The sequence below is a fragment of the Streptomyces sp. NBC_01390 genome (assembly GCF_045040105.1).
GTDB lineage: Bacteria > Actinomycetota > Actinomycetes > Streptomycetales > Streptomycetaceae > Streptomyces.
On record NZ_CP109551.1, the window covers coordinates 7,262,773 to 7,278,986 of the forward strand.

General features: G+C 70.9%; 8 protein-coding genes. 4 read left to right on the forward strand and 4 right to left on the reverse strand.

All coding sequences use genetic code 11. The features are described 5' to 3' along the window. Positions 1-183 precede the first annotated feature (183 nt). The gene (locus OG241_RS32820) at positions 184-3,456 is read left to right on the forward strand and encodes a D-alanyl-D-alanine carboxypeptidase (RefSeq protein WP_405820443.1); all 3,273 of its coding nucleotides are present in this window, start codon (positions 184-186) and stop codon (positions 3,454-3,456) included. Positions 3,457-3,552: 96 nt separating this feature from the next. Here OG241_RS32820 and OG241_RS32825 read toward each other — a convergent pair whose 3' ends face one another. The 3 genes from OG241_RS32825 to OG241_RS32835 form a co-directional block, all read right to left on the reverse strand. Continuing rightward, positions 3,553-5,286: a hypothetical protein gene (locus tag OG241_RS32825; RefSeq protein ID WP_405826530.1), complete on the reverse strand. Its 1,734-nt coding sequence runs from the start codon at positions 5,284-5,286 to the stop codon at positions 3,553-3,555. A gap of 387 nt (positions 5,287-5,673) precedes the next feature. Beyond that, positions 5,674-6,201, reverse strand: coding sequence for a glutathione peroxidase (locus OG241_RS32830; RefSeq protein WP_405820445.1), 528 nt, complete (start codon positions 6,199-6,201; stop codon positions 5,674-5,676). Positions 6,202-6,210: 9 nt separating this feature from the next. Further along, a complete protein-coding gene (locus OG241_RS32835) occupies positions 6,211-7,209 on the reverse strand; it encodes an ArsR family transcriptional regulator (RefSeq protein WP_405820447.1) in 999 nt (332 codons plus the stop codon). Positions 7,210-7,303: 94 nt separating this feature from the next. Here OG241_RS32835 and OG241_RS32840 point away from each other — a divergent pair, with 94 nt between their 5' ends. The 3 genes from OG241_RS32840 to OG241_RS32850 all read left to right on the forward strand — a co-directional run bounded on the left by OG241_RS32840 (position 7,304) and on the right by OG241_RS32850 (position 12,462). Continuing rightward, complete coding sequence (locus OG241_RS32840; RefSeq protein ID WP_405820448.1) at positions 7,304-8,536, forward strand: MFS transporter; 1,233 nt, start codon at positions 7,304-7,306, stop codon at positions 8,534-8,536. A gap of 306 nt (positions 8,537-8,842) precedes the next feature. Next, positions 8,843-10,717, forward strand: coding sequence for an ABC transporter ATP-binding protein (locus OG241_RS32845; RefSeq protein ID WP_405826531.1), 1,875 nt, complete (start codon positions 8,843-8,845; stop codon positions 10,715-10,717). A gap of 194 nt (positions 10,718-10,911) precedes the next feature. Then, positions 10,912-12,462 (forward strand): hypothetical protein, encoded by a 1,551-nt coding sequence (locus tag OG241_RS32850; protein ID WP_405820450.1) that lies wholly within the window; start codon positions 10,912-10,914, stop codon positions 12,460-12,462. Between the two features lie 94 nt (positions 12,463-12,556). On the opposite strand, the gene OG241_RS32855 is transcribed toward OG241_RS32850, so the two are convergent. Next, on the reverse strand, positions 12,557-16,051 hold the full coding sequence (locus OG241_RS32855; RefSeq protein ID WP_405820452.1) for an FG-GAP-like repeat-containing protein: 3,495 nt from the start codon (positions 16,049-16,051) through the stop codon (positions 12,557-12,559). Positions 16,052-16,214 lie beyond the last annotated feature (163 nt).

A 16,214-nucleotide genomic window follows, 5' to 3' on the forward strand; every position in this document is an offset into this window, starting at 1 on the left:
CAGGGTGACCCCTCTCACATTCATCTGTCGAGAGGGCGTGACCGGTTCGTTGTGGAACCAGTAGGTATGTCGTTCTCGTCTACCTCAGGAGTCAAGGTCGCGCACAGGACACTGGTAGGCGGTTCGGACAGTGTTGTTCGGGCGGCGATTGACGGTCCACGGTTCGGTACACGCACGGTGAGCGTGCGGCGCATCAAGGAGGCATCGGTGGCGGGCGAGTCCCCCGACAGGTCGAAGCAGCGCGAGTCGTCGGAAGAACCGACGTCGGGGAGCGCGAGTCCGGTTCCCGGGGCCAGGGGTGAATCCGGCGCCGGGGCCCGAGACCCACGGCTCGCGGTGGCCCGGGACCGGGAGTCCCCGGCGCGCGGTGGCGTGGACACGGCGACCCGGGTGTTCCAGCGCCCGCAGGTCCCGGAGGGTGCGAGCGGCTCCGCCGATGACGCGAGTACGGGGGACACGTCCCCGGAGGCGGCGAGCGAGCCCGAGGCCGCCGAGCCCGGCTCGGCCGGCGGCACCGACGGCACCGACGGCACGGGCAGCACCCGGTTGCGTGCGGCGGTGGCCGCGTGGGTCTCCAGCGCCGACAAGGGCGAGGGTGAGGGCGTCGAGGGTGCCGCCGAGGAACCCGACCCCGATGCGGACGCCAACCCGACCCCGGACGCGGAGACTCCTGCCGACGCGCCTGAGGGCGCCGAGAAGCCCGCGGACGGCGCCGCCGACGACGCCGGACCCGAAGAGCCCTCCGAGGCCGCCGAGGAGGCCCCTGAGGCCGCTGACGGGGCATCCGCCGACACCGCCGAGGCCGCCTCCGGACCGGAGAGCCCTCAGAAGCCAGAACCGGAACAGAACCAGAAGCCGGAACCCGACAGCACTCCCACACCGAAGACCAAGCCCGACACCGAGCCGGCAGCCGGGGCGGCCACCGCCCCCGCGTCTCCGTCCGAGTCCGGCCCCGCGGCGGACCAGAAGCAGAAGCCGGCAACCGGCAAGGGGGCCACGCCAGAAACCAAGTCAGGCACCGAGAAGGCAGCCGGGGCCGGCACGGCGTCTGTGTCCGCGCCCGTCACCGAGGTCGGGACCGGCTCCGGGTCGGGGACCGAGTCCCAGTCGAAGACGGGGTCTGCGTCCGAGGCGGCGTCCAAGTCCGGCTCCGCAGCCGGAGCCGAGTCGGGGGCCGAGCCCAAGTCCGGCACAGGGTCCGTAACCGGCGCCCAGTCCAAGCCCGGGTCTGTCGGCGGAGCGGGGTCCGAGAGCGTGGGCCGCGCCGACTCCGCTCCGGAGGCCAAGTCCGACACCGGGACGGCAGTCGGGGCGGGCACCGCGCCTGCGTCCGCGCCCGTCACCGGGACCGGGACCGGCTCCGGGTCGGGGACCGAGACCCGGTCGAAGACGGGGTCTGCGTCCGAGGCGGCGTCCAAGTCCGGCTCCGCAGCCGGCACTGAGTCGGGGACCGAGCCCAAGGCTGGCACCGAGGCCGGGCCCGAGTCCAAGTCCGCAGCCGGAGTCCGGGCCGAGTCCGTAACCGACGCCGAGACCAAGTCTGAGTCCGCCACTGGCCCTGAGTCCGGCACCGGCCCCGAGTCCGGGAGCGTGGCCGATTCGGGGCACGAGCCCGACGCGGAGGCCGACGCCGACGGCAGCTCCACCCCCGACGGCAGCTCCGCCCCCGGTGTTGACGTCGACTCCGACCCGGCCCCCGCCTCCGAAAAGGCATCCGACGGCCCGGCGGCCCCCAAGCCGTCCGTCGAACAGCCCGCCGCCGACAAGAGCACCGCCGACAAGCCCCCCGTCGATCAGCCCACCGCCGTTTTCAAGGTTGCTCGGCCGCCCGTCGTGCCGGCGGTTGATCAGCCGACGACGATGCTCAAGCTGGGGGATCTTCCCGCCCGGGCCGGCAAGGGGGCCGGTGAGCCCAAGGCTGACGATGCCGGTGCCGGTGCGGAGGCGAAGGGTGAGTCCGTTGCTGAGCGCACCAGCAAATTCGTAGCGCTCAGGCAGCTGGAGGATCCGGCCACCCGTAAGGCGCCGCCCGCTGTGCCGCCCGCCGGTGAGCCGGCCAAGGCTCCGGGCAAGGCGCCGGTCGCGCAGCCGGCCAAGGTGACGCCCGCCGAGGCCACCGCCGCGATCCCGCAGGTCGGGCCGGAGCGGACGACGCAGCAGCCGTTGCCGCCCCTGCCGCCGCTGGATCTGCTCGCCGAGCTGACGAACACGCCGCCGCCCCGGGACACCGCCGTGCGGACGATCGCGCGGCGCGTCAAGATCTGGACGCCGGTCGCCATCCTGCTGGCGATCGTCTTTGCAGTCGTACAGGCTCTGCGTCCGCTGCCGACCCCCGAGCTCACCCTGACCGCCAAGGACTCCTACACCTTCGACGGGACGGCCGCCGCGCTGCCGTGGCCGTCCGACGGACAGGGCTGGATGGATGTCAACGGCATCGGCACCATGGGGAACTTCGGCGAGCAGAAGCCGGTCGCCATCGGGTCGGTCGCCAAGGCCATGACCGCGTACATCGTCCTCAAGGACCACCCGCTGAAGTCCGGCGAGGAGGGCCCGAAGATCAAGATCGACGCGACCGCCGAGAAGGAGGGCGGCTACAACACGGACGGCAAGGGCGAGTCGACCCTCGACACCGTCAAGACGGGCGACGTCCTCACCCTGCAGCAGGCGCTGTCGGCCGTCATGATTCCGTCCGCGAACAACATCGCGCGGCTGCTGGGGCGTTGGGACGCGGGGACCGAGACGGCGTTCATCAAGAAGATGAACGACACCGCCAAGGAACTCGGGATGAAGAACACCACCTACACCGACGCCTCCGGCCTCAAGGAGACCACCGTCTCCACCGCCGAGGACCAGGTGAAGCTGGGCAACCAGCTGGTGCGGATCCCGGCCCTGATGGACATCACCAAGCAGCCCTTCTGGTACGACCCGACGGGCAAGAAGTGGCGTAACTGGAACGAGGTCATCCCGGCCGACGGCGGTATCGGCATCAAGACCGGCACCACCAGCGCGGCCGGCGGCAACCTCCTCTTCGCCGCCACCAAGGAGGTCGGTGGGGAGACCGCCATCGTCGTCGGCGCGATCCTCGGCCAGCACACGGCGCCGATCATCGACACCGTCAACAACGTCAGCCGAACGGCCATGATCGCCGCCCGTGAGGCACTGCTCTCGTCGAAGATCCTGAAGAAGGGCGACGTCGTCGGATACGTCGACGACGGGCTCGGCGGGCACACCCCGGTCGTGCTGTCGAAGGACGTCACGGCGATCGGCTGGGCCGGCCGGAAGGTCGAGCTGTCGTTCGCCGCCGCCGACGACCTGCCGCACTCCGCCAAGGCGGGTACCCCGGTGGGCACCCTCAGCGTGGGCGACGGCGCCGACGGCGCCGTGAAGGTCCCCGTGCAGCTCCAGAAGGACCTGACCGAGCCCGGCTTCGACAAGAAGCTCACGCGCGTCGGCTGAGCAGCAGCAGCTGGTACGTAGGAACGCCCGCCCCGGTAGTACGACCGGGGCGGGCGTTCCTGTGTCCCTGCGCTGACCTCTGCGCTTACCGCTTCGCTACTTGTCTGCGTCCGCTTCCTTTTCCTTCTCGCACTGCAACGCCGTCTCCCGGGACGGACCGCCGTACGTGGAGCTGATCCGGATGTCACCGGGCTGCTCGACGGTCAGCTTGGTGAACTCGCCCTCGTCCGTCAGGCAGCCGTTCTCCGCCCACAGCCACGGCGAGTAGGCGATCCGTACGGTCACCTCGCCGGCCTTCGGCATCCGGACGACCATGTTGGCGCCGTCGGCGCTGACCACGGAGGCGGGCTTGTCGACCAGCGGGGTCGCGTTCTTGACCCGGTAGATCTTCCAGTTGGCGTCCTCCCAGACGGGCTGGAGATAGCTCGGCCCGCTGGTCACCAGGGCGTGTTCCAGCTTCGCCGGGCCGTCCGGTTCGCCGTTGACGAGGACCACGAAGCCTACCGCCCACTGGGAGAGCCAGGCCTTGTAGGCCGCGGGGGAGAAGCCGCCCTCGGGCTCCGCGGTGCCGCCGTGGCCCTCGTAGAAGAGCCGGCCCCGTTCGACGTCCGCCTGTCGGTTCCAGCCGCGGGCCATGTTGATGTACGGGGCGAGGATGGCTGCCTCGCGGTGGTCGCGGGCCGGTACGACCTCGACGCGCGTCTCCTCGGCGCCCAGCCGCTTCAGCTCGTTCACGACGCCGTCCGTCTTGACGGCCCACTCGGGCACCGTGGTGTTGGTGACGATGTCGGCGATGGTCTTGCCGGACAGCCAGCTCACGGCGACGGCCATCGCGAGCCCGAGGGCCACCATGCGCCGCCGGGCAGTGAACCAGGGAAGGGGCAGCCGGGGAACGGTGGCGTCCTGCTCCGCGCCGGGCTCCTCGCCCTGCTGCTGCCGCCGCTCGGTGCGGTACATCATGATGGCGAGCAGCGTCGCCGGGGCCGCCAGCTCCGAGAGCCGCTCGACGTTCGTACCGATCGGGGTCGGGATCAGGTAGCAGAGGACCACGCCGGCCGCGTACACCGCGGCGCCCAGACGGAGCGTGCGCCAGGTGCTCGGGGCCGTCAGGACGACGATCGCGCACAGCACGACGGGCGGCCATATGCGGCTGAACGGCATGGGCTGCTCGCCCTCGAACGGGAACAGCAGGGTCGTGACGCCCACGACGGCCACCGGCGGCACCAGCAGGGCCGCCGCCCGGCCCCAGTCGCGCGACAGGAAGTAGGCGGCGCCGACGACGAGGACGAACAGACCTGCGACGGGGCTGCCGGTGGTGGCCAGCGTCGCGCACACGGCGGCAATGCCGAGGTGCCGTGCGCCGCGCCCGCTCACCACGGCCAGCACGGCCGCCATCCCGAAGGCCGTGCCCAGCACGAACGTCGAGCGCCCCGAGATCACCTGGCACCACAGCGAGAACCCCACCGCCAGGGCCGGCCACAGCGGCTTGCGTACGCCCGTCCGGGCCACGAGTTCCGCGCCGAGCAGGGTGGCCGCGACCCCCGACAGCATGGTGGCCGCGACGACCCCGATGGCGGCCATCAGGTACGGCGACATCAGGCTGTAGTTGGCCGCGTGGAGTCCGCCGTACCAGAACAGGTTGTACGCGGAGTCCGGGTACATCTTCGCGAACTCGGCCCACGCCACCTGGGCGGCCAGGTCGCCGCCGCCGGTCGCGAACACCGCCCACCACACGAAGTACAGCGGCACCGCGAACGCGGTCACCGTCAGTGCCACCCGGTGACGCTCGTGCCACACCTCACGTGCCTGCGTGGGCTTGTCGGCGCGCATGGCAGGTCGGCGTGGGGTCAGCTCGGCAAAGGCCACTGCAAGTTCCGTTTCCGTTCGGCTCGGGCGCGCGCGGACGACTGGCGGGCGTCTGTCCTGAGGGGGTCTTTCCGAGGTAGACGCTAATGGTGTCCCGAGCGTTGGCTGACAGGGCCCCATGTGACCGGGCGGTGACCGGGGCATGACGGAAGAGAGTCCCATCAGCTTCAGGCGGTTCCCGCGTGGGCGCGACCGGATATTTTACGCCGCACTCTTCCGGACACTTCTCGGAGGCCCTCACCAGGCCGTCACCAGGCCGCCCCGCGCCCCACCCTGAAGGCTTCAGCCTGAAAGCCGCAGAGTGGAGCGCGGGGCGGGTTGCCGGCGTTGTGCGCGTTCTCGGCGGGTGGGTCAGCCGATGGCCTTCTCCACCGCGCTCACCAGCTCGTCCGTCTCCGGCTCGGTCTGCGGGGAGAAGCGGGCGACGACCTGGCCGTCGCGGCCGACGAGGAACTTCTCGAAGTTCCAGCGGATGTCGCCGGTGTGGCCCTCACCGTCGGCGAAACCGACCAGACGGTCGTACAGGGCGTGCCGTGCGTCCCCGTTGACCTCGACCTTCTCGGTCATCGGGAAGGTCACGCCGTACGTCGCCGAGCAGAACTCGGCGATCTCTTCGGAGCTGCCGGGCTCCTGGCCCATGAACTGGTTGCAGGGCACCCCGAGGACGGTGAAGCCCTTCTCGGCGTACCGGGCCTGGAGCTTCTCCAGCCCCGCGTACTGCGGGGTCAGCCCGCACTTGGAGGCGACGTTGACGATGAGGACGGCCTTGCCCGCGTACTGGGCGAGGTCCGCGGCACCGCCCGTGAGAGCGCCGATCTCGACGGCCAGGGGGGAGTCGGGGGAGGGGGTGGAGGCGGGGGAACTGGCATCAGTGGTCATAAGCGGATGCTAACTCCGGTAGGTGTCGGACCCGGGCGCCGCCCCCGCAGCCTTGACCAAGACCTCACCGGAAGCCGTACGCGAGTAGAGCACCGACCGCCCCGCCCGCCGCCGCTCCACCAGCCCCGCGTCCAGCAGCACCCGCAGATGCCGCCCGACCGAGCCGAGTGTCTGCCCGGTCACGGCCGTGAGGTGGGTGGTGCTGTGGGGCGAGTCGAGGAGGACGAGGACTGCGGCCCGGGCCGGTCCGAGGAGCGCCCCCAGAGCGGCGGAGGCGGTGCCACGACGACCGTCCAGGCCCGCCAGCGCGCCCGCGCACGGGTAGATGACCGCGTACCGCTCCGGCGCCTCCCACGACACCCACCCGGCCTTCGGTGTGACGGGGACGAAGACCAGCTCGGCGCCGGAGATCTCGCGGGGCGGGTATTCGTGCGCGTTCACCTGGAGCCGGTCGCCGTCGAGCCAGCGGGTGCCGGGGCGCAGGGCGTCCAGTACGGCGGCCCAGCCGTCCTGACCGACCCGCGAGGTCCGCGCGGCCACATCGGCTTCGAGGACGCGCCGACGTCGGTCCCAGTCCGGGAGTACGGCCTCCTCCCAGATGTGGGTGAGGAGGTCGGCGGCGCGTTCGGGGAGGTCGTCCCGGTCGGCGAGGGCGGTGGGGAGCGGGCCGGGGCGGGAGCGGACGAGGTGCTCGCGGGCAAGGGCGGGGGCGACCGCACGGACGCGCGCGACACCCTCCTCGAACGTCTCGCCGTACCGGGGGGTGGGAGTCAGGAAGTCGGCGATCCAGTCCCGCCCGAGGCCGATGCGGACGAGAAGGGCGGTGGTGGGGTCCTGCGCGAGACGGCGGCGGTACGCGGGCAGGTGGGCGGCCAGCCAGGCACGCTCGCCGGGGTGCGTGGCCGCCCCGGCGTGCAGCAGTTTGAGGCTCGCGAAGGTCTCGGCGAGGGGCGAGACGACGAACCGGCTGCGGGCGAGGGTGTCGGCGTTCACCTGCCACCAGCCCATGCCGGCCCCCCTCCCATTCTCATCCCACTCTCACGACGTTTCGCGTGTGCGCGAAACAATAACGAGGAGCCGGCGTCCCTCGCAGACTCCGCCCATGCGTAGCTACTCCGCCCTGTTCCGCACCCCCGAGTTCACTCCCCTCTTCCTCTCCACGGCGCTCAGATCGGCCGCCTCGACGATCGGCGGCCTGGCCCTCGCCACCCTCACCTACCGCGCCACCGGTTCGCCCCTGCTCTCCGCTCTGAGCATGTTCGGCCCCCAGCTCGCCCAGGTGGTCGGCGCGACCACCCTCCTCTCGGCCTCCGACCGGCTGCCGCCGCGCGCGACCCTGACCGGCATCGCGCTGGCCTTCGCGCTCGGTACGGCCGCGATGGCGATCCCGGGTCTGCCGATCGGGGCCGTCTTCGCGCTGCTGCTCGTCCTGGGGCTGATCGCGTCGCTGGGGGCGGGGGTCGGCTGGGGCCTGCTCAACGAGATCCTGGAGAACGAGATCCTGGAGAAGAAGGGCTATCTGCTGGGGCGTTCGGTCTTCAACATGTCCAACGGGCTGATGCAGATCGCGGGTTTCGCGACGGGCGGGATCATGGTGGCGGCCCTCTCTCCCCGCACCACGCTCCTGACCTCGGCGGCCCTCTACCTGGCGGGCGCGCTGGTGACCCGCCTGGGCCTGACCCGCCGCCCGCCCCGACTCTCCGGCCGCCCGTCCATCGCCCAGACCTGGCGTACGAACGCCCAGTTGTGGTCGGCCCGGCCCCGCAGGCTCACCTATCTGGGCCTCTGGATCCCCAACGGCCTGGTCGTCGGCGTCGAGTCCCTGTACGTGTCCTACGATCCGCGCTCGGCGGGCACCCTCTTCGCCTTCGCGGCCCTGGGCATGCTCATCGGGGACGTGACGATCGGCCGGTTCGTACCTCCCGGGCGGCGCCGCCAACTGGCCGTACCGCTACTGCTGTTGCTGGCGGTGCCGAACCTGCTGTTCGCCTTGCGCCCCGGGGTGTGGGCGGCGGCCGTTACGGTCTGCGTGGCCTCGATCGGCTACGGCGCGAGCCTGGTCCAGCAGGAACGCCTGATGTCCCTCACCCCTCCCGAACTCTCCGGCCATGCCCTCGGGTTGCACTCCGCCGGGATGCTCACGATGCAGGGCGTGAGCGCGGCCCTGGCGGGCACGGTCGCCCAACTCACTTCTCCGGCAACGGCGATGACGGTGATGGCGGCGGGGTCGGTGTGCGTCACGGTGGGGCTGGTGGCGGCCGGGCGACGGGCGGAGCGCCGGACGGTGGTCCCCGGACCGGACGACGAACTCCGCGAGGGAGCGGTTCGGGGGTAACTCGGGGCGACGCGAGGGTGATTCGGGAGCGATTCGAACTTAGAACGAGTCCGTCGCCGCGTGCGCCGTGCGTGAGGCGGGGGAAGAACTGGGCGTGACCGTCTGACCGTTCTCGAGCGACCGGTTCGCCAAGGGGGAATCACCCGGATGACGACGCGTGACGAACATACGGAACAGTCCACCTCCGACGAACCCACCTCCGACGAACCCACCTCCGACGAACCGGGCACTGAGAAACCGGCCCCCGACGACGACAGTGTCTCCGAGTCCGAACGGCTGCTGTTCGGCGGCCCGTTGAGGTACGACATGGGGTGGAACCAGCACCAGGGGTCGTTTCTGGAGCTGGGGTTACGGACCATGGTCGCGCGGATGCCCCGGCTGATCGGGGCCACCATCCGGCTCGCCCACCGGGCCGACCCGCGCGCCCTGCGCCGGGTGGCGGTCGCCGAGTTGGGCGGGGGAGTGGCGCAGGCGGTCGGGCTCGTCGCCGTCAACCGGGTGCTCACCGAACTGCTCGGCGGCGGCGACACCACCGACCGACTGCGTTCCGCCGCACCGGCGTTGGTGGTCGTCGCGGTCACCGCGATCGTCGGGGCGCTGCTGCGGTCCGCGTCCACCGCCGGTACCGGGCGGCTGGAGCCCAAGGTGTTCCGGGTGGCGACCGAGGAGTACCTGGAGCGAGTGGCCCGGGTCGAACTGGCCGCCGTGGAGGACGAGGAGTTCCACAAGCTGCTCGACTCCGCGCAGTACGGAGCCGAGTCCGCGCGGCGCATGATCCGGTTCTGTACGTCCGTCATGACGGCGGGCATCGCGCTGGCCGCGGCCGCCGGGGTGCTCACCGTGCTGCATCCGGCCCTGCTCCCGCTCCTCGCGCTGATGACACTGCCCAGCGCGTGGAGCGCGCTCACCATCGCCCGCCGCCGGTACGTCTCCTTCCACACCTGGGTCCAACACGCCCGTGCAGGGCAGCTGTTGGGGCGGCTGCTGATCGACACGCAGGCCGCGTCCGAGGTGCGGGTGCACAACATCGGGCCGTTCCTGCTGCGGCACTTCAGGACCATGGCCGAGACGGGCGAGCGGGAACAGACCCGGCTCGCCTCGCTGGCCGCCCGTACCGGGCTGATCGCGTCGGGGTGGACGGGCGTCACGACGGCCGCCGCTTACGGGGTGCTCGGGCTGCTGCTGTGGACGGGGGCCATGGACCTGGCCGTCGCCGGTACGGCGGTCATCGCCATCCGGACCGGCTCCGCCAACCTGGAGGGGCTGGTGGTCCAGCTCAACTACCTCTACGAGGAGAGCCTGTTCGTCGCCGACCTGGAGCGGCTGTGCCAGGAGGCGGACCGCCGGCTCATCCCGGAGACGGGCCGCCCGCTGCCCGCCCAGGTGAACGCCATCCGCTTCGAGAACGTCTCCTTCACCTACCCGGGCACGGCCACCGAGCCCGCCCTCGACGCGGTGAACGTCACCATCCCCGCCGGCCGGATCGTCGCGCTGGTCGGCAACAACGGCAGCGGGAAGTCGACCCTGGCGAAGCTGCTGTGCGGGCTGTACGCGCCTGACGCGGGCCGCATCCTGTGGGACGGGATCGACTCCACCGAGCTCGACCGGGGTGACCTCTTCGACCGGATCGCGGTCGTCGCCCAGGACTTCTACCGCTGGCCCTTCACCGCCCGGGTCAACGTCGCCATCGGCCGCCCCGAGGCCCCGCACGAGGACGAACTCCTGCACGCGGCCGCCGAGTACGCGGGCGCCGACGAGACCATCGCCGACCTGCCCCGGGGGTGGGACACGCTGCTCGCCCGCGGCTACAAGGGCGGGCACCAGATCTCCGGCGGCCAGTGGCAGCGCCTCGGCATCGCCCGTGCCCGGCACCGGGACGCCCGCATCCTGGTCGTCGACGAACCGACCAGCGCCCTGGACGCGGAGACCGAGCAGCGCGTCTTCGACCAGATCCGCAGCCTTGCCGCGGCGGGCCAGACGATCATCCTGATCACCCACCGGCTGCACAGCGTCCGGCACGCGGACGAGATCTACGTCATGGAGCGGGGCAGGGTCGCCGAACACGGCACGTTCGAGGGCCTGATGAGGGCCGACGGTGACGGACCGGGGCTTTTCCGGCGGATGTACCTGGTGCAGTCGGACCAGTACCGCCTCGACGGAGAAGGCGGATCCACAGAGTGATCCATAGGGTGATTCACATCACAGGAGTGTGATGTGAAGAAAGTGAAGGAAGCGCGCCTCGGGGGGTGCGTGGGGCTGGCATGCTCATGCGTGGCTACTGAAGGGTAACCAGTCGGGCGGTCAGTCGTGCCCGACTCCCAACCCCCGTGCCCCGTCCCGTACTTCGAGCAACTCGATCCCGAGGACCCCCACGCGTGCACAAGCTCACCAGACATGCCCTGCTGGCGTCGGTCACCGTCGCGGCCCTGCTCACCACAGGCTGCTCCGCAAGCTCGTCGCCGGAGGCCGACGTGGCCGCCGCTGCGGCCGAGACCCCCGCCGCCACCTCGACTCCGGACCAACTCGCCGTCGTACAGGCACCGTTGGGCGGCGCGGCCCCCACGGCCGTGGCGACCCAGGACGCCGCGAAGGCGGGCAGGGTGGCGCGGAAGTCGTCGCTCAAGGTCGCCTCGTACGAAAGGAAGAGCGGGCGGGCGGTCATCACCGCGAAGTCCGTGACCCCGCCCGCCAAGGGCACGGCAACGCCGACCTCCGCATCCCCCTCTTCCCCCTCCTCCCCGTCCTCGCCCTCGTCCCCCTCCTCCACCGCCTCGCCCTCGACCTCCGCGTCGGCGCCAACGGCCGCCCCCGCAGCGGCTGTTGCCGTCGGTGACGTCATCGCCAGTGCGCCCGCTCCCGGGGCCCCCGACGGTCTGCTGGCCGAGGTGACCGAGGTCGTCGGTGACGCCGCCGGCGGTGGGACGGAGGTCGTCACCAAGGACGCCGAACTCAGCTCCGTACTCGGTGAGAGCAAGGCCGAGGGTGACGTTCCGGTGGACCCGTCGGCCATCGACGTCGATCCGCTCATCGAGGGCGTGAAGGTCTCCTGGGCCAAGACCGGCGACCTCACCTTCGGCCCCGAGGGCGCCAGGCTCCCGCTGGGCAGCCTGCGTATCGACGTGGGCGCCGCCATCGCCACGGCCGAGGGCGCTCCCGCCTCGGCGGCGGCCTCCGTGCACGGCTTCGTCCAGCTCGCCCCCGAGGTCGCCTTCTCGTACGACGGTTCCGGCAGCGGGACGGGCTCCGCACCCGGCGGCGCGTTCCTCGGGCTGACCGGTGACTGGGCCTCGAAGTGGTCGCTGAAGGGCCGCGCGGCCGGTACGACCACGACCAACGGCAAGCCCCTGCGCGTGCCCTTCGCGAAGCTGCACGCCGACCCCGTCATCCAGGCGGGCCCCATCCCGATCGTCGTGAACCTCGACCTCGTCTGCTACTTCCAGGTCGCCGCCGACGGCAAGGTGACCGTCGACGTCGAGCAGGACCTCAAGGGCGACTTCCGCGTCGGCGGCACCTTCTCCTGGAGCAAGGGCTGGACGCCGGTGAGCGAGTCCGCGATGACGGGGACCCCGCTGGACGTCGACGTCGCGGCGACCGGTGACGTCAAGGCGTCCCTGGGCGCCGAGGCGTCGATCGGCCTGTACGGCACCGTCGGCGTCAGCGCCGACCTCGCCCCGTATCTCCGGGTGGCGGCGGACGCCTCGGCCGGGGGTTCGAGCGACGGCACCGGCTCGGCGTCGGGCTCCTGGGCCCTTTACGGGGGCGTGGACCTGTCCGGCGCCCTGCAGCTCCAGCTGACCATCTTCGGCACGCCGATCTTCCAGCAGCGGATTCCGCTGGGGGAGCTGCACAAGGAGTGGCCGCTGGCGAAGGGGAAGGCGTCGGCGACCACGCCACCGGCGACGGCGACGGGGAAAACGGCTGCCTGACGCGTCCCTGAGGGGAAACGACGAGGGGCCCTTCCGTCCGGTCACCGGACGGAAGGGCCCCTCTGCTGTGTGCCTCGGCCGTGTACCTCTGGCGTCAGCCCAGGCGCTGCACCGTCGTCCATCCGTCGGCGTCCAGCGTGTCCGGGGACGTGTCGTTGGCGGTGGCGGAGCCCGCGAACAGGAGCAGGGCACCGGCGCTGTTGGTCGCCAGCATGTCGGGGACGCCGTCGCCTGAGATGTCCGGACTGCCGTACAGCAGCGGGTAGGCGGCCGTCGTGAACGCGGTGGCGCCGTACACGTGGTCGCCGTCCAGGCTGCCGCCCGACGTGCCCAGGCTGCTGAGGACCGTGCTCACTCCGTCACTGCCGAGGATGCCCTTGCGCAGCACGATGTTGCCCGCCGTGGTCCGGTACGTCATGTCCATCGCCTTGTCGCCGTTGTAGTCGGCGATGGCCACGAAGTCGCGGCCCTCCCAGGAGGTGGTGGTGTGCTGGGTGGCGGTGGTGAAGGCGCCGCCCGTGTACCCGGAGAGGATCCACAGCTCGCCGCCGCCCACGCCGCCCGCGACGAACAGCTCGGGCCGGCCGTCGCCGGTGAGGTCGCCCGCCGCCTTCATCTCCGACCAGGTGGACGGGGCGGGCATGTTGGCGGGCAGCCGGACCTCGACGCGCTCCCTGACGTTGATGGCGCCGTAGCCGTCACCGGGATAGATGAACAGCCGGTTGTCGGGCGTACGGATCACCCAGTCGGTGACACCGTCGCCGGGGGCGAAGTCGCCGTTGTGGGTCACCAGGGCGTACAGGGGGTTCGCACTGTCGCCGTTCCAGATGTGCGGGGCGGTGCCGGCGTCCCGCAGCAGGGTCCCGTTGTCGTGCTGGCCCCAGGAGCTGACGTTCCACTTGCCGTTCTGGTCCGTCGTGTTGATCCAGAGGTTGCCCGCGGCGGTGACGTGACCGTAGTCGGGCGAGCCGTCGCCGTTGAGGTCACCGGCGGCGTCGGCGCTCGGGCGCGGGGTGACGTAGAAGGTGTGCTTGTACGGGTTGGGCGAGATGTTGCCCGCCGAGTCGACGGCCTTCACGTACAGGGTGTTGGGGCCGGCCGCCGGGGGCTGCATCCCGGTGTAGTCCTCCGTCGACGTGATGACGGTGGTGCAGGTGGCCGCGCCCGTGCCCTGCTTGGTGCCCGCGCAGGCGTAGTGGTCGTAGGTGGTGTTGTTGACCGAGAAGACGAACTTCACGATGTCGCTGTCGGCGCCCTTGGTGAAGGTGAAGTTCCCGGCGGTGCCGAACTTGACCGTGGACCAGACCTCGCCGTTGCTGTCGTTGTCACTGTCGGCGGGGAACTCCACCGAGGTGACGTTGGTGGGCGAGTCGGGAAGGTCGGCGTCGTAGTGGAAGCGGCAGAACCCGGAGCCGCTGGTGGGCGACCAGGCGCTGCTGACCTTCGCGTCCCAGGAACGCACCCGCCACACGTAGTTGTTGCCGTTGGACAGCGTGAACCTGTCGGAGCTGAGCTTGACCGAGGCGGTCTCGCCGTCGTCCGACGGGTCGGAGAAGTACTTGTGGGTGGCGTCGTACGACCCCTCGCGCCAGACCTCGAACTCCAGCTTGGCGAGGTCGCTGTCGGGGTCGGTGGCCTTGGCGCTGATCGTCGGGACGGTCTTGCCCAGGTTGATGTAGGGCGACGCGCTGGTGTCGCAGGAGCCGGGGCTCATGGTGACCGAGGTCGGGTTGCCCGGCTTGCGGTTGTAGGTGACGGCGATCGTCGGCGAACCGCCGCCCTCCGCCTGGAACTTCTTCCAGGAGTACGTGTCCGTCTCCAGGCTCGACGCCGAGGTGGTCGGCGCGGAGGAGGACGTCGAGGCCACCAGGCCCACGTTGAAGGAGGTCCAGTCGTTGTCGGCGGCCTCCTGGAGCAGCGAGGTGACGGTGAAGTTGACGTTGGTGTCGGGGCAGGCGCTGTTGGACTTCCAGCCGTAGGCGAACGACTTGGAGGTGATCTTCCTGCTCCAGCTCGGCTGCCTGTTCCAGGTGGTGCCGCTGGAGAATGAGCCGGTGCGCCACACCTGCATCGTGCGCTTGCTGCACGACCAGGAGTGGGTCTCCAGGATCTTCAGGGTGGCGCTGGAGACGTCCGCGTCCTTGATGGACTTCTGGAGCTTCAGCTTGAAGAACGAACGCGAGGTGCCCCAGGTGTCCCGCTCGAAGCCGACGCGGGCCTCCTTGGTGTCCTGGTTGTAGTTGGCGCCGTCGTAGAAGCTGGAGCTGGGGTACTTCTTGTACACGCTGGTCCAGTTGGACCGCAGCGCGGACGTCGAGGGGTCCAGGAACAGCGGGTAGACCGGTGCCTTGGCGCCCGTCCGGTCGAGGTAGTCGCCCGGCGGGGTGATGGTCAGGACGCGGCTGACCTGGTTCAGGGCAGCCCCCGCGGTGGCGGCGTGACCGCCCTCGCCGGGACCGTTGACGGCGGGCAGCGCGAGGGTCTCGTTCGCGGCGGCGGCCGGGAGGGAGTAGGCGACGGGGTCGGCCTCCGCGACCACTTCTGCCTTCTCGACCTCCTCGGGGTCCTCGTTGGTGCCGGTGGCGGTGTCCGGGTCGGCGGCCGGGGTGTCCGTGTCGTGTGTGCCCGCCGAGTCCCACAGGAACGGGGTGGGCGAGACGGATATCTCGTTGCCGTCCTTGTCCTCGCCCCGCATGACGTCGGTGGACGGGTCGAGCGAGAAGGTGAGCGTGGGTGAGGTGAAGCGGTAGCGGGGCGGGTCGGCGGCGAGCGCGGCGGCGGCCTCGGGGGTGTGGATGACCAGGACGTGGGTGTACCCGCTGTCCCGCGCGGTCAGCATCAGGTCGACGTCCGGCAGCACACCCTCGTACAGCGCCCGGTTGTCCTCGACGACCGGCTCCGGGAGCGTGCCGGGCCACTCGACGCCGATCTCGTGGCCCTCGACGGACATCGTCAGGAGCGAGGTCCAGTCGGGTTCGGCGTCATCGGCGGCCGGTACGGCGACGGCCGAGTTGTTGCTCGGGGCGCGATAGACGGCGGAGTTGACGGCCGTTGTTCCGGTGTTGACCGCCGACTTGGCCGATTTACCGGAATAACTCGCGCTGTTTACCTGGGATTTACTTCCACTTGGGGCGCGGTCCGGGTCCCCCGCACTGAAAGTCACGGGATTGGGGCTGTTCACGGTGGACCAGCCGGCCTTTCCCTCCCGCAGCGAGGTGTCGACCGGGGCCCACTTTCCCTGGGCGTTCTTCGCCCGCACCGGCGCCACCGAGGCCGTGTAGGTGAAGGAGCCGTCGGGATTGGCGAACGTCCGGGAGAACTCGTCGGTCAGCGCGGCCACTTCGACCTGTCTGCCGGTCCTGCGCGCCTTTCGCTGGGCCGCGTCCTCCGCCCCGGCCTCGCTCTTCGCAGGCTTGGCCTTCGCGCCCGCCGCGGGTGAGTCCTTCGCGGCCGGCCCGTCGTCGCTCAGGGCCAGGACGGTGGCACCGCCGGCCAGCAGCGCGAGGGCGACAGCGGCGGCGACGCCGCGTCGAACTCCCTTCCTGTCAGGGGGCGTTGATGGAATGTCATGACTGGCGTGGTCGCTCAAGGGACCCTTCTCCCGTTGTCCTTGGGTCTCGCTTGAACGCACGACCCCCCGTTTTGGACGTGTGGAGTATGTGCAAGCCACCCCGGCGAGATCAACACCCCTGTGAAGCCGAGAAGTAGGAGGGGCGTAAGTGACTGCGGGGTATGGAGATTCTTTGCCGTTC